The sequence below is a fragment of the Bradyrhizobium genomosp. III genome, assembly GCF_000261705.1.
Taxonomy (GTDB): domain Bacteria; phylum Pseudomonadota; class Alphaproteobacteria; order Rhizobiales; family Xanthobacteraceae; genus Bradyrhizobium; species Bradyrhizobium ottawaense.
The window spans coordinates 1-20,776 of sequence record NZ_AJQF01000478.1; the positions used below are offsets into that span (position 1 = coordinate 1).

General features: G+C 65.4%; 18 protein-coding genes and 1 pseudogene. 2 read left to right on the plus strand and 17 right to left on the minus strand.

Annotated elements, in window-relative coordinates:
- From IC66_RS0137690 to IC66_RS0137710, 5 genes are all read right to left on the minus strand, one after another.
- Positions 1-1,218 (minus strand): hydantoinase/oxoprolinase family protein (locus IC66_RS0137690; RefSeq protein WP_038951029.1); only part of this gene is annotated, 1,218 nt, incomplete at its 3' end.
- Positions 1,219-1,359: 141 nt separating this feature from the next.
- Complete coding sequence (locus IC66_RS0137695; protein ID WP_038951030.1) at positions 1,360-2,181, minus strand: NAD-dependent protein deacetylase; 822 nt, start codon at positions 2,179-2,181, stop codon at positions 1,360-1,362.
- Positions 2,182-2,257: 76 nt separating this feature from the next.
- The gene (locus IC66_RS0137700; protein WP_038951031.1) at positions 2,258-4,057 is read right to left on the minus strand and encodes a cation:proton antiporter domain-containing protein; all 1,800 of its coding nucleotides are present in this window, start codon (positions 4,055-4,057) and stop codon (positions 2,258-2,260) included.
- 116 nt (positions 4,058-4,173) lie between these two features.
- Positions 4,174-5,010, minus strand: a complete 837-nt coding sequence (locus tag IC66_RS0137705; protein WP_028140351.1) for an SDR family oxidoreductase — start codon at positions 5,008-5,010, stop codon at positions 4,174-4,176.
- A 73-nt stretch (positions 5,011-5,083) separates the two neighbouring features.
- A complete protein-coding gene (locus IC66_RS0137710) occupies positions 5,084-6,403 on the minus strand; it encodes a solute carrier family 23 protein (RefSeq protein ID WP_038951032.1) in 1,320 nt (439 codons plus the stop codon).
- A gap of 140 nt (positions 6,404-6,543) precedes the next feature.
- On the opposite strand from IC66_RS0137710, the gene IC66_RS0137715 reads away from it, so the two are divergent.
- On the plus strand, positions 6,544-7,878 hold the full coding sequence (locus IC66_RS0137715; RefSeq protein ID WP_038951033.1) for a dicarboxylate/amino acid:cation symporter: 1,335 nt from the start codon (positions 6,544-6,546) through the stop codon (positions 7,876-7,878).
- Between the two features lie 186 nt (positions 7,879-8,064).
- Here the strand turns inward: IC66_RS0137715 and IC66_RS0137720 are convergent, their stop codons facing one another.
- The 10 genes from IC66_RS0137720 to IC66_RS0137765 form a co-directional block, all read right to left on the minus strand.
- Positions 8,065-9,678, minus strand: a complete 1,614-nt coding sequence (locus tag IC66_RS0137720) for an ABC-F family ATP-binding cassette domain-containing protein (RefSeq protein WP_038951034.1) — start codon at positions 9,676-9,678, stop codon at positions 8,065-8,067.
- A gap of 161 nt (positions 9,679-9,839) precedes the next feature.
- A complete protein-coding gene (locus IC66_RS0137725) occupies positions 9,840-10,187 on the minus strand; it encodes a RidA family protein (protein WP_038951035.1) in 348 nt (115 codons plus the stop codon).
- Positions 10,188-10,204: 17 nt separating this feature from the next.
- Positions 10,205-11,326, minus strand: a complete 1,122-nt coding sequence (locus IC66_RS0137730; protein WP_038951036.1) for an NAD(P)/FAD-dependent oxidoreductase — start codon at positions 11,324-11,326, stop codon at positions 10,205-10,207.
- On the minus strand, positions 11,323-12,741 hold the full coding sequence (locus tag IC66_RS0137735) for an NAD(P)/FAD-dependent oxidoreductase (RefSeq protein ID WP_038951037.1): 1,419 nt from the start codon (positions 12,739-12,741) through the stop codon (positions 11,323-11,325). Before IC66_RS0137735 ends, IC66_RS0137730 begins: the two co-directional genes overlap by 4 nt.
- Positions 12,738-13,034, minus strand: a complete 297-nt coding sequence (locus IC66_RS0137740) for a (2Fe-2S)-binding protein (RefSeq protein ID WP_038951038.1) — start codon at positions 13,032-13,034, stop codon at positions 12,738-12,740. Before IC66_RS0137740 ends, IC66_RS0137735 begins: the two co-directional genes overlap by 4 nt.
- 29 nt (positions 13,035-13,063) lie before the next feature.
- Complete coding sequence (locus tag IC66_RS0137745) at positions 13,064-14,260, minus strand: NAD(P)/FAD-dependent oxidoreductase (RefSeq protein ID WP_038951039.1); 1,197 nt, start codon at positions 14,258-14,260, stop codon at positions 13,064-13,066.
- A gap of 8 nt (positions 14,261-14,268) precedes the next feature.
- A complete protein-coding gene (locus IC66_RS0137750; protein WP_018317729.1) occupies positions 14,269-15,078 on the minus strand; it encodes an ABC transporter permease in 810 nt (269 codons plus the stop codon).
- Complete coding sequence (locus tag IC66_RS0137755) at positions 15,075-15,950, minus strand: ABC transporter permease (RefSeq protein ID WP_038951040.1); 876 nt, start codon at positions 15,948-15,950, stop codon at positions 15,075-15,077. The genes IC66_RS0137750 and IC66_RS0137755 overlap by 4 nt, the downstream gene beginning before the upstream one ends.
- Positions 15,947-16,987 (minus strand): ABC transporter ATP-binding protein, encoded by a 1,041-nt coding sequence (locus IC66_RS0137760; RefSeq protein WP_038951041.1) that lies wholly within the window; start codon positions 16,985-16,987, stop codon positions 15,947-15,949. The genes IC66_RS0137755 and IC66_RS0137760 overlap by 4 nt, the downstream gene beginning before the upstream one ends.
- A gap of 26 nt (positions 16,988-17,013) precedes the next feature.
- Positions 17,014-18,048 (minus strand): ABC transporter substrate-binding protein, encoded by a 1,035-nt coding sequence (locus IC66_RS0137765; RefSeq protein ID WP_038951042.1) that lies wholly within the window; start codon positions 18,046-18,048, stop codon positions 17,014-17,016.
- 272 nt (positions 18,049-18,320) lie between these two features.
- Here IC66_RS0137765 and IC66_RS0137770 point away from each other — a divergent pair, with 272 nt between their 5' ends.
- Positions 18,321-19,238: a LysR substrate-binding domain-containing protein gene (locus IC66_RS0137770; protein WP_038951043.1), complete on the plus strand. Its 918-nt coding sequence runs from the start codon at positions 18,321-18,323 to the stop codon at positions 19,236-19,238.
- Here the strand turns inward: IC66_RS0137770 and IC66_RS0137775 are convergent.
- Both IC66_RS0137775 and IC66_RS49155 read right to left on the minus strand, forming a co-directional pair.
- The gene (locus tag IC66_RS0137775; RefSeq protein ID WP_038951044.1) at positions 19,228-20,601 is read right to left on the minus strand and encodes an amidohydrolase family protein; all 1,374 of its coding nucleotides are present in this window, start codon (positions 20,599-20,601) and stop codon (positions 19,228-19,230) included. The genes IC66_RS0137770 and IC66_RS0137775 overlap by 11 nt on opposite strands.
- A pseudogene (locus IC66_RS49155) lies at positions 20,598-20,776 on the minus strand (ABC transporter substrate-binding protein); the annotation flags it as partial. The gene IC66_RS0137775 and the pseudogene IC66_RS49155, both read right to left, overlap by 4 nt.

A 20,776-nucleotide genomic window follows, 5' to 3' on the forward strand; every position in this document is an offset into this window, starting at 1 on the left:
CTTCGAAAGCTCCGGATCGAGCTTGATCGTACCGCCGGCAAATGCGTCGGGATCAATCATGCCGAGCGCGACGTCCGCATCGGTCACCGCCGGACGCTGGCCGCCGCGGCCGTAGCAGGCCGGGCCCGGCTCGGACGATGCACTCTCGGGCCCGACGGTGACGCGCTTCATCGCGTCGACATGGGCGATCGAGCCGCCCCCGGCGCCGATCTCGACCATCTCGATCACGGGGATGCGCACCGGCAGGCCGGAGCCTTTGAGGAAGCGCGCGGCGCGATCGACCTCGAACACGCGCGAGGTCTCGGGCTGGTACTTTTCGATCAGGCAAATCTTTGCCGTGGTGCCGCCCATGTCGAAGGACAGCACCTTGCTCTCGCCAAGACGCGCCGCGATCTGCGCCGCGAAGATTGCGCCGCCGGCAGGCCCGGACTCGACGAGGCGCACCGGAAAGCGCCGCGCCGTCTCGATCGAGGTGACGCCGCCACCTGAGGTGACGAGATAGATCGCGCCGCGGAACTGCTCGACCTGCAAGGCGTCGGCCATGCGGGCGAGATAGCCGTCGATCAGGGGTTGCACATAGGCGTTCGCGACCGCTGTCGATGTGCGCTCATACTCGCGAATCTCCGGGCAAACGGCCGAGGACACCGTCACGGAGATATCAGGCATCTCCTCCGCCAGGATCGCGGCCGGACGACGCTCGTGCTCGGGATTGGCATAGGAGTGCAGGAACGCGATCGCGACGCTCGCGACGCCCAGCTCACGCAATTTCGGCGCGAGTGCACGCACCGACGCTTCGTCGAGCGGGAGACGGACGGCGCCGTGGGCGTCGACGCGCTCGGGCACGGTGAAACGCAGGCTGCGCGGCGCCAGCGGCCTCGGTTTGTCGATGCCGAGATCATATTGATCGTAGCGGCTCTCGGTGCCGATATCGAGCACGTCGCGAAAGCCTTCGGTCGCGATCAGGGCCGTCTTGGCACCGCGGCGCTCGATGATGGCGTTGGTGGCGAGCGTGGTACCGTGAATGAAGACGTCGATGTCGCTGATATGCGCGCGCGCATCGGCGAGAATGAGACGCATCCCGTCCAGCACGGCCTGTTCGGGGCGCTGCGGCGTCGTCAGCAGCTTGCGCGTCTTGCGATCCTGCCCCACGTCCAGCACGATGTCGGTGAACGTACCACCGATATCGACGGCAAGCCGCACCTCGGCTCCCTCAAGCATTCCAAATTCTCCGCGCTGATCGTCAAGACTGAGGTCGAAAGCGCAGCAATTTCCATGCCATGGACGACGAGGACAACGCCGCGCCCGGCCATTCTGCTTGGCACCTATGCAATAGGCAAGCTGAGTTCACCGCCTGCGCGATCAGAGCAGGAATGCAAGCGCCGCCTCGCAGCGCTCCTCGACCTTCAGCGTCAGGAGATCGTCGGCGCGGGTGCGGCCGAGATTGACCGCCGCAATCGGAATATTGCGCTGCGCGGCAGCCTGCACGAAGCGGAATCCGGAATAGACCATCAGCGAGGAGCCGACGATCAGCATGGCGTCGGCCTGCGCCAGATGATCCTGCGCGGTGGCGACGATGTCGCGGGGCACGTTCTCGCCGAAGAACACGACGTCGGGCTTGAGGATGCCGCCGCAGGCTTCGCAAGGAGGCACCTGGAAGGACGAAAAATCCTCGTGCTCCAGATCGGCGTCGCCATCAGGTGCATCGGCGGCATCGAGCGTCAGCCAAGCCGCATTGGCGCGACCAAGCGCGTGCTGAAACTCATCGCGCGGCGTCTTCGCTCCGCAGCCCATGCAGCGAACCAGATCGAGCCGGCCGTGCAGGTCGATCACCTGGCGGTGGCCGGCGGACTGATGCAGCCGGTCGACATTCTGGGTCAGCAGCATCCCGCACCGGCCGTTCGCCTCGAGCCGGGCCAGCGCATGATGCGCATCGTTCGGGCGAGCCTGCCCGAACCGCCGCCAGCCGATCAGGCTGCGCGCCCAATAGCGCCGCCGCGTATGCTCGTCCGAGATGAAGGACTGGAAGTTGACCGGCTGGGTCCGCTTCCAGTTGCCGTTGCTGTCGCGATAATCGGGAATGCCAGAATTGGTGCTGCAGCCGGCGCCGGTCAGCACGAACAGTTTTTCGTGCCGGCCGACGAAATCCTGGAGCGGGGAGCTTGCCAGTGGAGCGTTTGCCATGGCGCAGATGTAGTCTGCGCGGGCGGGTTTTGCCAGATCATCGCAGTCCGCAGCGCATAGCGACCCGGATGGGAGGCTATCGCGGGGACCGGCGCCCCGTGAGATCGAGCGGGCGCACTTTCTCCTGTCCGGCAATGCGGGCGGCTTGCTGCAGCGTCAGTCGGAATTCATCCCGCTTCTCGTGCACCGAGGCTATCGCATGCCCGACCGCAACTCCGAGGCCGACCAGTGCGGCTTCGGAAAGCTGGAGGCTTGCCTCGATGGTTTCCGGCACCGCATCGGTTGCGCCGATCGCATAGAGGTGACGGGCATGGTCGGCGTCCCGCGCACGTGAAACGATCAGCACATCCGGCCGCACCGCCCGGATCCGCTCGACGACAGCATCGATCGCCGGCCGCGACTGGATGGTGATGATCACACCGGTCGTCTGCATCAGGCCGCAAGCCTCGAGGAAACCGAGCTCTGTCGCATCGCCAAAATAGACCTTGTGACCGTCGCGGCGGTCGCGCGCCACGGCGACGGCCTCGTGATCGACCGCGATGTAGTTCAGGCCGTGGCTGGTCAGCAGCGAACAGACGACTTTTCCAACGCGGCCGTAGCCGACCACGATGGCCTGCGCCCGGTCGCCGGGCGGCCGGACCGCCAGCTCTGGATCGGGCGAGCGCTCAGGACCCAGCTTCGCGGCCAGTCGGCGTCCGAGCGCGCCCAAAAGCGGCGTCAAGGCCATCGTCACGGCGGTGATGGCGACGGCAAAGCTCGACACGCGCGGCTCGATCAGACCGCCGGCCGCCGCCATTCCGATGCTGACGAACGCGAATTCGCCGACGGGACCCAGCAGGAAGCCGATCTCGATCGCCGTCGCCCAGGACAGCCTGAAGAGCCGGCCGAGCATGATGAGCACGATCGCCTTGCCGACGAGAATGCCGATGACCGCAGCCAGCAGCCAACCAGGCTCGCGCATGAACACGCGGAAGTCGATGGCCATGCCGACCGTGAAGAAGAAGATGCCCAGCAGCAGGCCCTTGAACGGCTCGACGGTGGCCTCAATGGCCTTGCCATACTCCGTTTCCGCCAGCATCAGTCCCGCAACGAATGCTCCGAGCGCCATCGAAAGGCCCGCCTGGTGCGCGGCAATCCCTGCGCCGACGATGACGAACAAGGTCGCGGCAACAAACAGCTCGGTCGAGTGGGTGCCCGCAACCATCTGGAACAGCGGCCGCATCAGCAGCCGTCCGAGCAGAGTGAGGACAGCGACCGCCAGCGCGGCCTTCAGGATCGCGCTGGAGATGTGCGCCAGGACGGAGCCGCCACTCTCCGCGCCGAGCACCGAGACGAAAACCAGAATGGGAACGACTGCGAGGTCCTGGGCCAGCAGCACCGAGAAGCTGGCGCGACCGGCAGTGGTCGCAAGTCGTTTCTCGGTGGACAAAAGCTCGAGCACGATCGCCGTCGAGGACAACGCAAGGCTCGCACCCAGGATGACGGCAGTATCCGAGCTCTGCCCGGAGAGAAGCGTCACGCCGAAAATCATGGCGGACGTCGCCAGCACCTGCAGGCCACCAAGCCCGAACACCAGGCGCCGCATCGTGACGAGTCGCCTGAAAGATAGTTCGAGCCCGATCAGGAACAGCAGGAAGACGATACCGAGATTGGCGATACCCTCGACATTCTGCGCGTCGGCGACGGTGACCCAGTACAGCAACGGGAGTTGCTGAACGAGCGAGCCGAGCCCGAGCGGACCGAGAATGGCGCCGGCACCGAGATAGCCCAGCACGGGATTGATGCCCCAATGGCGGACAATCGGCACCACGACGCCGGCAGTGCCGAGGACCACCAGCGCGTCGCTGTAGGCATTGATGTTGATGGTTGTGGTCACGAGCCCTTCATGTGTCGACGCTTGCCAATAGCGGCAGCGTCGTCCACGGTCGATAGCACACGGCGCCGCAGACCCCTACCCGGCCCGACCGCCATCCTCACAGTCCCAAACTGAGATCAACTCGCCCAGTTCTCGCGGAATTCCGGAAAGAGCGTCAGGCCTCCGCAGGCGTAGAGGGTCTGCCCGGTGATGTAGCTCGCATCGTCCGAGGCGAGGAAGGCGAACACGGCGGCGATCTCCTCCGGCGTACCGACGCGTCCCATGGGAATGTGGCTGGTGACGACGCCGCGCTTTTCGGGATCGCCGGTCCAGGCCGCGTTGATCGGCGTGTCGATCGCGCCGGGCCCGACCGCGTTGACGCGAATGCCGCGGCCGGCGAACTCCAGCGCCAGCGTGCGCGTCAGATTGGCCATGCCGCCCTTGCTGATCGAATAGGCGAGATAGCCGGGTTTCGGGATGATCTGGTGCACGCTGGAGCAGTTGATGATGGAGCCCCCTCCCCCGCGCGCCACGAAATGCGCGAGCGCCTTCTGGGCGCAGAGCACGGCGCCGTTGAGGTTGACGTCGATGATGCGCCGATAGGTCTCGACGTCGAGCGCCTCGCTCGGCGATTCCTTCTGGAAGCCGGCATTGTTGACGAGACAATCGAGGCGCTTCCAGCGCGCCAAAATCGTCTCGAACATCGCGGCGATCTCCTGCGCGTTGCCGACATTGGCCCTGACGATGAGATGATCGAGCTTGCCATGGCCACGATCGCCCGATGCCGTGCGTGCATGCGCCAGCGTCTCCTCCGCCCGCTCCTCGTTCTCGAAATAATTGATCGCAACAGTCGCACCTTCCTGGGCGAGCCGGATGGCGACGGCGCGGCCGATGCCTTGCGAGGCGCCGGTCACCAGGGCGTATTGGCCAACGAGGCGCGAGGGAAAGGAGGTCGAGCGATCGGTTTGCGGCATGGGTTCTCTCCGGGATGTCTCATCATCGATGGAACCGGCGTTTTGTTCCATCCCTTTCGTGCATCCCTGGGAATCACTCCGCGCGCCGCGCCAGCGGCGAGGTCAGGATCTGGTAGAGGATGATGGCGCCAAAAGTTGCCGTGCCGATCCCGCCGATCGTGAATGCGCCGAATTTGAGCGTGAGGTCGCCCGCACCGGCGGTCAGCGCCACGGCGACGGTGATCAGGTTTGCAGGATTGGCGAAGTCGACCTTGTTCTCGACCCAGATCCGGCCCGCCATCGCCGCGATCAGCCCGAACAGCACGATCGAGAGGCCGCCGATGACGGGCCCCGGGATCGACAGGATCAGCGCGCCGAATTTCGGCGAGAAGCCAAGCAGGATCGACACGATGGCGGCGAAGGCGAACAGCAATGTCGAATAGACCTTCGTCGCCGCCATGACGCCGATGTTCTCGGCATAGGTGGTGACGCCGGTGCCGCCGCCGCAGGCCGCCACGATGGTCGCGAGACTGTCGGCGAACAGGGCGCGGCCGAGATAGGCGTCGAGACTCCGGCCCGTCATGGCGCCGACGGCCTTGATGTGACCGAGATTCTCGGCAACGAGAATGATCGCAACCGGCGCGATCAGGAAGATCGCATCGGCCTGGAATGTTGGCGTGGTGAAGCTCGGCATGCCGAGCCACGGCGCGGCCGAAAGCTGAGTGAAGTCGATCGGCTTGCCGAAGCCGAGCCCGTTGGCGAACAGCAAGTACAAAAGATATCCGCCGATCGCACCGAGGATAATCGGCAGGCGGCGCCACAGGCCTGGCGCCGCAACGGCCACCACGCCTATGATCAGAACGGTCGCAAGCCCGATCCACGTATCGAAAGTGCCGGCGCTTACTGCCTTGACCGCCACGGGCGCGAGGTTGAGGCCGATCGCCGCGACCACCGCACCGGTGACAGCCGGCGGCAGCAGCCGCTCGACCCAGCCGACCCCCGACCACATCACGATCAGCGCGATCACGCCATAGAGCACTCCGGCTCCGACGATACCGCCGAGCGCCACCGACAAATTCGGGTTCGGCCCCTGCCCGGCATAGCCTGTGGCCGCGATGACGACGGCGATGAACGAGAAGCTCGAGCCGAGATAGCTCGGCACGCGCCCGGCGACGATGACGAAGAAGATCAGCGTGCCGATGCCGGAGAACAGGACGGCGACATTGGGATCGAAGCCCATCAGCAGCGGCGCGATGATCGTCGAGCCGGACATTGCGACGCAATGCTGGAGACCGGAGACGATCGTCTGACCCCACGACAGCCGCTCCTCCGGCATGATCACGCCCGAGGTCTTCAACGTCCAACGCGGGAAATAGCCCTGCTGTCGCCGGCCGGAGCCTGATGAAGTCGACATGTTCCCCCCAGTTGCGGTGCAGCGACCGATCTTCGTGCGAACAGACAAAAATGTGATTGTCGCTTCTGCGGCGACCATCACATGATGCAAGCCATGCAAGATCGAAATCACGCAAACTCAATGCGTTCCTGGGCCACTCTATGACACAAGTCGCGATCCAGCCAGCCATCCATCGCCGGCAACAGCCCTGGTACAAGATCCTCTACGTGCAGGTGCTGATCGCGATCGCGCTCGGCGTACTCATCGGCTATTTCTACCCCGATCTCGGCAAGGCCTTGAAGCCGCTCGGCGACGGCTTCATCGCGCTGATCAAGATGATGATCGCGCCGGTGATCTTCTGCACCGTGGTGCACGGCATCTCCTCGATGGGCGACCTCAAGCGCGTCGGCCGGGTCGGGCTGAAGTCGCTGATCTATTTCGAGACGGTCTCGACCGTCGCGCTCGCGCTCGGCCTCCTGGTCGGCGAAATCCTGCAGCCCGGGCACGGCTTCAACATCGATCCCGCCACGATCGACCCGAACTCGGTCGCCACCTACGTCACCAAAGCCAAGGAAGAGGGCATCGTCGCCCATCTGATGGCGATCATCCCCGACAGCTATTTGGGCGCGATCGCGCGCGGCGATCTTTTGCAGGTGCTGCTGATCTCGATCCTGTCCGGCTTCGCCATCGCCTTTCTCGGCAAGGCCGGCGAGCCCATTGCGGACGCGATCGACAAGGCCGCCAAGATGTTCTTCGGCATCATCCGCATCATCGTGCGCGTGGCGCCGATCGGCGCCTTCGGCGCGATGGCGTTCACGGTCGGCGCCTACGGCCTCGGCTCGCTGATCAATCTCGCCGCCCTGATCGGCACGTTCTATCTCACCAGCATGCTGTTCGTGCTCGTGGTGTTAGGTGCGATCGCGCGGCTCGCCGGCTTCTCGATCCTCCGCTTCATCGCCTACATCAAGGACGAGCTGCTGATCGTGCTCGGCACGTCGTCCTCCGAGACGGTGCTGCCGCAGATGATCCAGAAGATGGAGCATCTCGGCGCCTCGCGGTCCGTGGTCGGCCTCGTGATTCCGACCGGCTACAGCTTCAACCTCGACGGCACCAACATCTACATGACGCTGGCGACGCTGTTTCTGGCGCAGGCGACCAACACGCATCTGACCATCTGGCAGGAGCTCGGCATTTTGGGCATCGCCATGATCACCTCGAAGGGCGCCTCCGGCGTGACCGGCGCAGGCTTCATCACGCTCGCCGCGACGCTCTCGATCGTGCCTGACATCCCGATCCAGTCGATCGCGATCCTGGTCGGTATCGACAAGTTCATGAGCGAATGCCGCGCGCTGACCAATCTGATCGGCAACGGCGTCGCCTGCGTGGTCATCAGCATCTCCGAAGGCGAGCTCGACCGCGAGGCGCTGCACGAGACCATGGCCCATCCGCTCGAGATCGGCGAGGCGCTCGAGCCGGGCGGGAGTGCAGCATCGTAGGTTGCAAACCAGCCGTCTCAGCGCGATTCCGACGCGGTAGTTTCCCGGAGTGGTCAATTGCTGCGGGACGCGTCACAACAGTTGCGTTGGGATCACGGATTGATACTCATTTTTTCCACCCGACGCGCTGGGGGCAGGGCGTCGGGTTTTTGAAAATCACTGCCATATCAGGACCGCCGGCCGGGATCAGACGATCCCGCCGTGAGTGCGCAACACCTTGGCGGCGAGGTCGAGCCGCCGCGTGACCCCAATCGCCTGCAGGAACGCTTCGTCATGACTGACGACGAGCAGCGCGCCGTCATAGGCCCTCAAGCCAGCTTCGACCGCTTCGATGGACTCGATGTCGAGATGATTGGTCGGCTCGTCCAGGATCAGCAGCGACGGCGGCGATGACCCGCCCAGCACGCAAGCGAGGCCCGCGCGAAACATCTGCCCGCCACTCAGGCTTCCGGCGACTTGCAAGGCGGCATCGGCGCGAAACATGAACCGCGCCAGCGCGGCATGGCATTCGTTCGCTCCCGCCTTCGGATTGAGACGCCCAAAATTCTCCAGGATGGAGATCGAGGGGTCGAGCAGGCTGACCTTCTGGTCGAACAGCGCGAAATCCGGCCTGACCCGCAGGGTGCCCGAGAGCGGACGCAGATCCCCCGCGATGAGTTTCAACAGCGTCGTCTTGCCGGAGCCGTTGGGCCCGACCAGCGCGACCCGCTCCGGGCCGACGACGGCAAATGAGAGATCGCGCAGGACCGGCTGCTCCGGCCGATAGCCGGCGCTGACGCGGTCGAGCCAAAGCACCTCCCTGGCCGCCGGCAGGCCGGTCGCGGGCAGCTTGACGGAGAGCGGCTGAAGAATTTCGATGCGCCCGCGCGCCGTGTCGACGGCTTGAAGCGCTTCCGCGCGCAGCCGCTCGGCGATTTGTGCGGTCTTGCCGCCGGTATCCTCGCTGCGATCCTTGCGCGCCCCCGCCAGGATGCGCGGCATGTCGCCCTTGGCGCGCTTCTTCCTGCCGCCGCTGTCCTTGCGCGCTTTCTTCTCCGCGGCCTCCTGCGCCTTGCCGTCGATCTCGGATAGCTTCCTCTCGGCATGCGCGAGGTCGTGCCTGACGGCGGCGAGCTCGACCGCCTTCTGTTCGCGGTAACGGCTCCAATTGCCGCCGTATCGCGTGGCTCCGAGCGACGTCAGCTCGACAATCGCATCCATCGTATCGAGCAGGCGCCGATCGTGGCTGACGACGATCGCACCGCCGCGCCAGGCCGCGAGGAGATCGATCACGGCCTTGCGGCCGTCCTGGTCGAGATTGTTGGTTGGCTCGTCCAGCAGCAGGAAGTCCGGCTCGGCAAAGACCAATGCGGCGAGGCGAACCCGCGTGATCTGGCCGCCGGACAGCCGCTCCAGCTCGGTGTCGGGAGCGAGATCAAACCCGAGACGTGCAAGCGCAGCCTGTAGGCGTGCCTCGATAGTCCAATCGACCTCGGCGAGGTCGTCGGCCGAGACTTCCCCCCGCTCGGCGCGGCGAAGCAGCGCGAGGTGACCTCGCACTCCGAACAAATCGGCCACCGTCGCACCGGCAAGTAGCTGGATATCCTGGCGCAGCAAACCGACGGTTCCGTTGACGACGACGCGCCCCGCCTGGGGAAGATGCTCCCCGGGGATCGACCCGAGCAACGTCGTCTTCCCGACGCCATTGCGACCGACGAGGCCGGTCCGCTCGGCGCCGAACGTCAGATCGATGTTCGAGAGAAGAGGACGGCCGTCAGGCGTGGACAGCGACAGATTCGACAGGATGATTGAAGCAGGCATGGAATTCCCCGTGAGCAAGGCGGATGAGCTTTGCGGTCGGGGTAAAATCCATGGCTACGAAGTTCCTGATCGGGGACCCTCTAACTAGTCCCATCGAAGCGCGAGATCAAGGCGCGGCTCGAGGGACGACGGCGCGGAGAGCGCCGACGTCCCTGTCGCGATCAGCCCTTGAGCGCGGTCACCACCACCTCGATCAGCGCGCTGCCGCCGAGATCGGCGACGCCGACGGTGGCGCGGGTCGGCAGATTGTCACCGAAGAACTCGGTCCAGGCCGCGTCCATCTCCTTCTTCTTGGAGAGATCCGTGACGAAGATCGACGCACTGACGATGCGGCTCTTGTCGGTGCCGGCTTCTTTCAGATAACCGGCGATCTTGCCGAGGATGTTGCGGGTCTGATCGCCCATGGACACGCTGGTGTCATCGGCGATGGTGCCGCCGAGGAAGACGAAGCCATTGGCCTCGACGGCGCGGTGCATGATGGGCGTGCGAATGCTGCGGGTGATGCTCATGAGATATCCTCTTGTTGCTAGGGCGTTGAGGGATGGAAGCGGTCGATGCCGAGATCACCGACGCGGGTCTGGGTGCCGCCGTTGACGATCAGCTCCGCCATCACGGCACCGGCGCCGGGGCCGAGCTGAAAGCCGTGCAACGAGAAGCCGAACTGGTGATAGAGGCCCTTGTGACGGCTGCTCGGTCCGAACACGGGAATATCGTCCTTCATCTTCGCTTCGATCCCGGCCCAGGCACGGACGATGGTGGCGCTGCGCATCACCGGAAACAGCTCGAACACGGTGCGTGCGCTGGTCGCGAGGCTCTTCCAGTCCAGCACCGTCTCGTTGCGATCCTGATAGGGCGTTGCCAGATGACCGCCGCCGATCAGCACCGTGCCGTTGGAGAATTGCTTGAACGAGAGTTTACGCCCACGCAGGATCACGACGGGGTCGATGAAGTGCGGCACGCGCGAGGTGATCATCAGCATCGGCGCCACGGTCTCGACCGGCACGGGCTCGCCGAGCGCCGCCGCGATCTTGCCGGCCCAGGCGCCGGCGGCGTTGACCAGCACCGGCGCGGCAAAGGTTTCAGTGCCGACATCGACATGCCAGAGCCCATCACTGTACCGGATGTTGCTGGCGGCCATGCCTTCGCGCACTGTGGCGCCCAGCTGTTCGGCCTTGCGCCGGAACGCCGTCGTCGTCTGCGCCGGATTGGCCGCGCCGTCACGGCGCGAAACCACGCCGCCGGGACAGCTTTCAGCCACCGCCGGCACCAGCCGGCGCAATTCAGTCGCGTCGATCAGCTCTTCGTGGGTGAAGCCGAGCGCATTGAGCTCGGCCACGCGCACGCGGCAGACCGCGAGCTCCTCCTCGTTCTCGGCGACCAGCACCTGGCCGTGGCTCTCGAAACTGCAATCGTCGTCGAGGAGATCCTTGATCTTCTCCCAGATTCCCATCGAGCGGATCGAGAGCGGAATCTCCGGGATGTGCCGTGCGAGCTGGCGGACGCCGCCGGCATTGACGCCGGAGGCGTGGCGTCCGGCATAATCCTTCTCGATCAACACCGGTTTCAGGCCGGCGAGGCACAGATGCAACGCGGTGGAGCATCCGTGGATGCCGCCGCCGACGACGATCGCATCCACGCATCTTGTCATCCGCGCACCACCGCCTTGACGTCGGCCTCGCTTTTCGGAACGGCCGCGAGCTCGGCGAGCGTGATTGGCTTCACCGGCGCGCGCAGCCGGTAATAGCCGATCTCCTGCGGAGACTTGCCGCGCGCCTGCGCCATCAGCTCGGTGACGGTGAGGCCGCAGAGCCGGCCCTGGCACGGGCCCATGCCGGTGCGGCGATAGGCCTTGAGCTGGTTCGGACCGGTCGCGCCGATCGCGACAGAGTCGAGAACGTCCTTTGCCGTCACCTCCTCGCAGCGGCAGACGATGGTGTCGCCCGACGGAATCCGGAACTGCGGCGCGGGGCGGAACAGCGTGTCGAGGAAGACGCGGCCCCGCTCGGCCTTGGCGAGATCGGCGCGCAGTGTCGCCATCGACGGAAGTTTTGCGGCAGCCGCGGGCGCCAGCGCTTCGACCGCCGCGCGCGCCGCGATGCGGCCGCGCACCACGGCGGCATTGGCACCGCCGATGCCCGCACCATCACCGGCGATCGCAATGCCGGCGACCGACGAACTACCGCCGGCGTCCAGCACCGGCGACCAGCACAGTTGCAGATCGTCCCAGCGATGCTCGACACCTGCGGACATCGCGAGATTAACGTTGGGCACGACGCCCTGATGCAGCAGCAGAAGGTCAGCAGGAATGGTCTCGCGCTTGCCGCCCGCGACATAGCTGACGCTGGCGAGCTGGCCGTCGCCGGCCGCCGAGAGCTCCGCGACGCCGGAGACGACCTGCACCTTGGCCTTCACCTCGCGCATCATCGCGAGACCCTTGGCGAAATAGGGTGAGGTCAGGAACGCGAAGGCGTGCGGAAGCGCTGCGAAGTAATTGCCGCGCTCGGTGGTGTCGAGGATGCGGTCGATGCGGCCGCCGAGGCGCAGGATCTGCGCGGCGAGCAGCCACAGCAGCGGCCCCTGCCCTGCGATCACCGTACGACCATCCGGAACCAGCGCCGATGATTTCAGCATCGTCTGCGCGGCGCCCGCGGTCATCACGCCCGGCAGCGTCCAGCCGGGTATTGGAAACGGCCGCTCCAGTGCGCCGGTCGCAAGGATCACGCGCTGCGCCTTGACGAAGGCGGAGGCGCCGCCGACCGAGACGGCTATCTCGAGGTTGCGGTCGAGGCTCCAGACCGTCGCGCGATGAATGACCTCGGCGCTGGTCGCACGCAGCGACTGCACGAGATCGGCACCGACCCAATAATCGGCGCCGAGCTGATTGCGATCGGTTACCGGCGTCGAAGAGATCGCGCGAAACACCTGACCGCCCGGGCCGACATTCTCGTCGAGCAGCAGCGTGGACAAGCCGGCTTCGGCGGATGTCGCAGCGGCGGCAAGGCCCGCGGGTCCCGCGCCGATCACCACGACGTCATAGTCTTCGCGCTTGGGAGCCACAGTCATTTTCCGATCTCCCGCTTGCCCTTCTGGATCTCGATCTGCATGCCCTCGGCGACGGGCACGAGGCAGCCCTGGCGGTTGCCGACGCCGTCGATGGTGACGAGGCAGTCGAAGCACACGCCCATCATGCAATAGGGCAGACGCGGTGCGCCGCTCACAGCGGTGGAACGCCGTGCGTCGCGGCCGAAGGCCAGTAGCGCAGCCGAGACGGTGTCACCCTGGCGCGCCGCAACGGCAACGCCGTCGACGAAGATCTCGACCTGCGGTCGCTTGTCCTGTTCGGATCGTCTAAACATGGGGATGCCTCTTGGCTCCTTCAAAATCTCTAATAACCGCTGTTGTTCGCAGCGCCCGCGGCGCCGAAACGGCTAGCCGAGAACGCGCCGACCAGCTCGGGCTCGAGCGCGCCCTGCGCCACCATGCGCGCGATCTCGAAGGCGTGGTTGGAGGCCAGCGTCACGCCGGAATGGCAGCAGGCGACGAAGGCGCCGGGATGCGTCTCCGACTGGTCGTAGATCGGAAAGCCATCCTGCGGCATGACGCGGATGCCGGCCCAGCTCCTGACCACGTTGAGCCGCGACAGATGCGGGAACATGCGCTGGGCGCGATCGGTCATCACGGCGCTGATCGAATGCTTCAGCGCCCGATCATCGAGCTCGTCTTCCTTGCTGTCGCCGATCATCACCGTGCCCTCGTCGGTCTGGCGGATCGTGGTCAGTGGATGCGGCAGGAACGGCATGGTGCGCTCGGTCACCACGATCTGGCCGCGGGTCGGGCCCATCGGCGCGTAGAGGCCGACCATGGGCGCCAGCGTCTGATTGGCATTGCCGGCGGCGAGCACGATCTTGGCCGCGCGCAGCTCGCCCTTCGGCGTGGTCAGGCGGAATTCGCCGCCGCTCCTGCTGATCGCCGAGACCGGACGCTCCGGAAAATAATCGATGCCGAACGCCCTGAAGCCGGTGTGGAAGGCGCGGAACGTGCGCAGCGAATTGACGTGGCCGTCGAGCGGGCAATAGCTGCCGCCGGAGACCTCCGGCCCGATCAGCGGCAGCGACTTCTTGACCTCGGATGCGGAGAGCATCTCCATCTTGTAGTCGGCAGCACCGGCCTGGTTGTGCATGCGCTTGACCAGCTCGGTGCGCTGGCCGAACTCCTCTTCACCAAGGGTGAGATGAAAACCGCCATTCTGCTGAAGCGAGACATCAAGGCCGGTCTGTTGCTTTAACTCCTCCGCCAGCCGGCCCCACGCCTGCGACGCCTGCACCGTCCACACCGTATAGGCGGGCATGCCGAGGCCCTTGCTCTGGACCCAGACCAGCGCAAAGTTTGCGCGGGAGGCGCGCTTGGTGATGTCGCCTTCGTCGAGCACGGCAACGGACTTGCCAAGCCGGCCGAGGCCCCAGGCAATCGCGGAGCCGAGCAACCCGCCGCCGACGACGGCGACGTCGTAATCAGATTTTTGTTTAGACGCGTTTTCTTTACGCGAACCGGCGTCCACTTCGCTCGAAAACGCTTTAGACATAAGTTCTCCTATCGCCCCGTATCGCCGCCCTTGCCGGCGAGCACACGGTCGAGCCCGTAGAAGCGGTCGAGCAGAATGAGGGCGGTCATGGTCACAGCGATCACGCAGGCCGAGACCGACGTCACCAGCGGATCGATGTTGTCCTGGATATAAAGGAACATGCGCACCGGCAACGTCTCGGTGCCCGGTGCCGCGAGGAAGACGGTCATGGTGAGATCGTCGAAGGACTGGATGAAAGCGAGCGCCCAGCCGCTGATGACGCCGGGGAGGATCAGCGGCAAGGTCACGCGGCGAAACAGCGTCCAGCCGCCGGCGCCGAGGGAGACCGCGGCTATCTCGACGGTGCGGTCCATGCCTGTCGCTGCCGCAAGCGTCAGCCGCAGCGCGAACGGAAACACGATGATGACATGCGCGATGATCAGCGCGGCAAAACTGCCGCCCAGGCCGGCCGAGGTGAAGAAGCGCAGGAAGGCGATGCCGAGCACGACATGCGGGATCATCAGCGGCGACAGGAACAGCGCGGCGAGCGCATCGCGGCCGCGGAATCGATAGCGCGCGATCGCCAATGCCGCCGGCACCGCGAACAGGAGCGCGACGAAGGAGGACAGCGCGCCGAGGCCAAGGCTGACCCAGAAGGCGTGGATGAATTCGGGGTAGTTCGCGATCGTCCTGAACCAGCGCAGCGAAAAGCCGTTGGTCGGCAGCGACAGGAAGCCTTCGGGCGTGAAGGCGACGAGACAGACCACCAGGATCGGCGCCACCATGACGATGACGAAGAAGGTATGGAAGATCAGCGCCAGCGGGCCGTTCCGTCTCATCGGAACACCTCCGCGTAGCGCCGCTCGATCAATGCGTTGCTGCCGACGACGATCAGCACCAGCGCGACCAGCAGCAGCGTCGCGACCGCTGCGCCGAGCGGCCAGTTCAACGTGTTGAGGAACTCGTCATAGGCGAGCGTCGCGGCGACCTTGAGCCGGCGGCCGCCGATGATCGCGGGCGTCGCAAACGCGCTGGCCGAGAGCGAAAACACGATGATCGCACCCGACAGCACGCCCGGCATGATCTGCGGCATGATGATGCGGCGAATGATGGTGGCGGGGCCGGCGCCGAGCGACATCGCGGCATTCTCGATCTGCGGATCGAGCCGCTGCAGCGCAGCCCACACCGAGAGCACCATGAACGGCATCATCACGTGTGCGAGCGCGACCACCATGCCGGTTTCGGTGAACATGAAGGGAATGGGCGAGCTAATCACCCCGAGCGACATCAAGAGCTTGTTGACGAGGCCGTTGTTGCCGCCGAACAGCAGCGCCCAGCCCAGCGTGCGAGCCACCACGGAGATCAGAAGCGGCCCGAGGATGACCAGCAGGAAGAAGCTTTTCCAACGGCCGCTCATGCGGTTGAGGATGTAGGCTTCGGGCGCCCCGAGCAGCGCGGTGAGCAGCGTGGTCAGGATCGCGATGCGAAAGGTGCGCCAGAACATCTCGGCGTAATAGGGATCGGTCGCGATCTCGTGCCAGTTCTTGAGGATGAAGACCGGCTCGATGCCCTTGTACTGGCCCCAATCGTGGAACGACAGCATCACCGTCATCGCCAGCGGAATCAGCAGCACGCCGACGAACAGCATCAAGGCAGGCGCCGTCAGCGCCCAGGGCGCACGCGCGCTGCGTTCCTCGGCGACCGCGCTCATGCGCCAGCCCTCGCGCGGACGCTCATATCCTCGGGCCGCCAGGTAAGACGAACCGTCTCGCCTTCGGCCGGCTGCGCCTTGCCGTCATTCTGGCGGATCACGATTGCCGGGCCGCATTCGCTGTCGCACTGGAACAGCCAGTGATTGCCCTGGAAGATGCGCGTGACGATTTTTGCGCTGAGGCCGGCATCGCCGAAGCCGATTCTTTCAGGGCGAATGCTGACGGTGACGGGACCGCTGAGGCCCGCCGGGGCCGGCGCACTCCAGGAGCCCGCCGTCACCCGCGCTGGCGTGGCGGTCCGATCGACCGCCGCGGCGAAATCGTTGGTCTTGCCGAGGAATTGCGAGACGAAGGCCGAGGCCGGCTTCTCATAGGTCTCCTGCGGCGTCCCGATCTGCTCGATCTTGCCCTGGCTCATCACCACGATGCGATCGGACAGCGACATCGCCTCGTTCTGGTCATGGGTGACCAGGATCGTGGTGGTGCCGATGGTGCGCTGGATCTGACGCAGCTCGATCTGCATCTCCTCGCGCAGCTTGGCGTCAAGGTTGGACAGCGGCTCGTCGAGCAAGAGCACGCTCGGCTTGATCACCAGCGCGCGGGCGAGTGCCACGCGCTGCTGCTGGCCGCCGGACATGCGGCGGGGATGGCGGTCCTCGAAGCCGGCAAGGCCGACCATCGCGAGCGCGGCACGAACGCGCTCGGCTCTTTCAGTGCGCGGCACGTTGCGCATCTCGAGACCGAAGGCGACGTTCTCCGCCGCCGTCATGTGCGGAAACAGCGCGTAGCTCTGGAACACGATGCCAAGGCCACGCTTGGCCGGATGGATCGCGGTCAGGTCCTTGCCCTCCAGGCGGATCGCGCCGCGGGTGGGATCGAGGAAGCCCGCGATCATCTGCAACGTCGTGGTCTTGCCGCAGCCGGACGGGCCGAGGAAGGAGATGAACTCCCCCTTCCCCACCGAGAGACTGAAGTCATCGACCACAGTCTGCGCCCCGAATTGCTTGGCGACCCGATCGAGCTCGAGATAGGCCATACGCTGTCTCCGCTGCGACGATCAGATCAACGCTCGACCTCGCGATTCCAGCGCTTGGTCCACTCCTCGCGCTTCTCGTTGATGACGGTCCAGTCCGGATTATAGAGCTTGGCCGCACGCTCGCCGATCGGCGCCATCTTGCCGAGCTCCGGCGGGATCACCAGCGACTTCAGCACCGGGCCGTAGCCGTAATCCTTCAGCATCACGAGCTGGATCTTGGGGTCGAGCAGCATCTTGACGAAACTTGATGCCAGCGGCGAGGCGCTCGGCTTGGTGATCGGACACGCCGTGGTCAGCAGCGTCGCAGCGCCTTCCTTCGGGTAGACGAAGTCGACGGGGAAGCCGGTATTGGCAAAGCTCTGCACGCGGCCGGTGCCCCACACCGCGATCACGGCCTGGCCGGACTGGAACAGCTCGGTCATCTTGCCCGGCGACGGCTCGTAAGCGAGCACGTTCGGATTGATCTGCTCCTTGAAGATCTTGAAGCCGGAATCGACATTGGTCTCGCCGCCGCCGTTCATCTTCGACAGCATCACCAGCGCTTCGAGACCGTAGGTGTTGTTGATCGGCGGGATCACCAGCTGTTTTGCGTATTTCGTATCCTTCAGGTCATTCCACGAGGTCGGCGGCGCCCAGCCTTTCTCCTTGAACACCTTGGTATTGTACATCAGCCCGGTCGCGACGATGCCGATGGCGACTGCGCGATCGTCCTTGAAGCGCGCGGTGTCGTAGAGATCGGCCGGCAGTCCCTCGAGCTTGCCGCAGAAGCCGAGCTGGATCGCCTGGTACATCGGGCCGTCATCGACGATGGCGACGTCGATCTGCTGGTTGCCCTTCTGCGCCTGGAGTTTTGCCAGCGTGTCGGTGGAATTGCCGGCGACGTATTCGACCTTGACGCCGTTCTCCTTCTCGAAGGCCGGGATCACCTCGTCGCGGATCGTCTTCTCGAACGAGCCGCCATAGCCGGCGACGTAGAGCGTCTTTTGCTGGGCCGAAGCGGCCGACGGGGCGGCAATGAGCGCTGCGATGCTGACCGCGGTCAGAAGGCGAAGAGTCTTCATGTGGACCGATCTCCATACCGGAATGAGGTGACGTGCCGACGAGTCTCGCTGGCTGAAGCCTCTTCCGCATTTCCTTCCGCGCAATCCCGTCTCCAAGCAGGCTCCGGCGCCCGTACGGCGGGTTTTGGCGCGATCTGGAGGCTTGAACCCCTCCAATCTGCCGAAAAAGCGGGCTGTCTCCAGTCCTGATGAAAAAGATCGCAACCTATACTTCCATCGTCCAATGAATAATGGCAACCTCTGTATGCCTAAATGTTATGGATGGATTTGGGATGGCGCGGATCAATTCGCGGCAGGTAGAGGCCTTCCGCGCGATGATGTTGACCGGCAGCGTCACCGAGGCCGCGAAGCTGATGGTGGTGACGCAGCCCGCTGTCAGCCGGTTGCTGCGCGACTTCCAGGCGCTGTTGAAGATGGAGTTGTTCGAGCGGCGCGGCACCGGCCTCGTGCCGACCGCCGCGGCAATGGCGCTCTACACCGAGGTCGAACGGTCCTTTGTCGGTCTCGAACGCATCACGGCTGCGGCCGAAGAAATCCGTGGCCGCCGCACTGGCTCGCTGCGCATCGCCGCGCTGCCGGCGCTGGCGAACGGCTATCTGCCACGACTTGCCGGTCATTTCCTGATGGAACGACCCAACCTCAACCTGGCCTTCTTCGGCGTGATCTCGCCCATCGTGGTCGACTGGGTCTTGAACAATCAATGCGACATCGGCTTTGCCGAGGTGCCGATTGCCCATTCCGGCCTGCCGAGCCTGCGGCTGCCGGCGCTGGCGCGTGTCGCAGTAGTGCCGACCGGACATCGCCTCGCAGAGAAGGAAGTGCTGGAGCCGCGCGATTTCGAGGGCGAGACGTTCATCTCGCTGTCGGCGGGATCGTCGAGCCGGCACCTCGTCGACCAGGTGTTTCACCGCAGCGACGTCCGCCGCGTGCTCAGGGTCGAGACCACGCTGTCGGAGATCATGTGCGGGATGGTGTCATCGGGGCTCGGGGTCTCGATCTGCGATCCCTTCACCGCACAGGAGTTCGCGACGCGCGGCGTCGTCGTGCGGCGCTTCCTGCCGCGCATCGACTTCGAATTCTCCGCCGTCTTCCCGGCGCAGCGCAGTCCGTCGCCGGTGGCGCTGGATCTGGTGGAGACCATGCGCAAGGCGCTGATGGAGTTCGAGGGCGACGCTGGCCTCAGCCGTTGAACGCGGCCTGAGCCTCCGGCAGATCCCAGATCTTGCCGATCGCGGCGCTGCCTGCCGCCGTGATCGCCGCTTCGTCGGCGCCGAGATAGCGGCCGGCATCGACCAGCACGCGGCCATCGACGATCACCTGATCGATATTGGCGCGGTTGGCGAGCGCGATCAGCGCGCGGCGGGGATCGAACAGCGGCTGGAGATGCGGATGGGTGAGATCGACCACGGTGAGATCGGCGGTCGCGCCCGGCTCGATCCGGCCGAGATCCGGTCGCTTGATGACGTCGGCGGCCACGGCCGTGTTCGCTTCGATCAACTCGGGCGAATTGGCGACATCGGCGCGCTGCGAGGTGGTCTTGGAGATCAGTGACGCCGCATTGAGCTCACCGAGCAGATCCATGTTGTAGCCGTCGGTGCCGACCACGGTGCGCACGCCATGCTCGGCGAACCGGCTGAAGGCCGCGGTGACGCCGGCGCGCGCGAACACGCGCGGGCAATTCAGAACGGTCATGCCGCGCGCGGCCATCAACTTGAGATCGTCGTCGCTGCTGAACATGCAATGCGCCGCCATCAAATCGGGCGCGAGCAGGCCGAGCCAATCCAGATATTGCGCCGGCGTGCGGCCGCCATAGCGCCTGCCGATGGTCTCGACCTCGGCGCGGCTCTGCGCCATATGCGTCGTGACGGGCACGCCGAGCTCGCGCGCTCGCACGGCGCAAGCTCTCAGGAGGTCGGGGCCGCAGGTGTCGGTGGCGTGCGGGCTCATGGCGAGGCCGATGCGGCCGTCGCCGCGATTGTTCCAGCGCTGGTAGAGCGCATCCCACGTCGCCATGTCGGCGGCGCCGTCATCGCCGGAATATTGCACTACGCCGTCGGGGCCGGCCTTGGCGTCCGACGTCGAGAACAGATAGGGCGCGCCATAAAAGCGAATGCCCATCTCCTCGGCGGCGTCGAACATTTCAGGGATCGAATTGCGGAACGGCTCCATCACCGTGGTGGCACCACCCTTGAGGAGCTGGAGGATGCCGAGCCGCGCCACCGCCATGCGTTCTTCCGCCGACAGCAGATCGGCGCCGCGCTTGGTCAGCGGCAGCAGCACCGTGTAGACGATGCTCTGGTTGTTCTTGCGGCCGTTGCCGTCCTCGGTGTGGCTGCGCGCTACCGCCTCGCTGAAGCAGTGATTGTGCAGGTTCAGCAAGCCCGGCAGAACGAAGCGGCCGGGGCGGTCGTAGACCTCGTCCGCGCGCGGCCTGTCGCGCGTGACCGCGGCGATCCTCTTGCCTTCGACCAGGACCCAACGGTCGCGCAGCACATCCTGCGCGCCGTCTTTCCGTGACAGCACATAGCTGCCGAAGATTGCGATCGTGCTCATGCGGGGCGTACGTTCCAGAAGACGGCGGTGCCGTCGAGAATGCCGGTGATGGCCTTGCGATAGGCGGTCGGCTGCTTGTACAGGCCGATCGGAATATAGGGGATTTCCTCGAACGCGACTGCCTGGATCTCGCGGCAGATGCGCTGCTGCTCGGCGAGCTCGGAGGCCGCCAGCC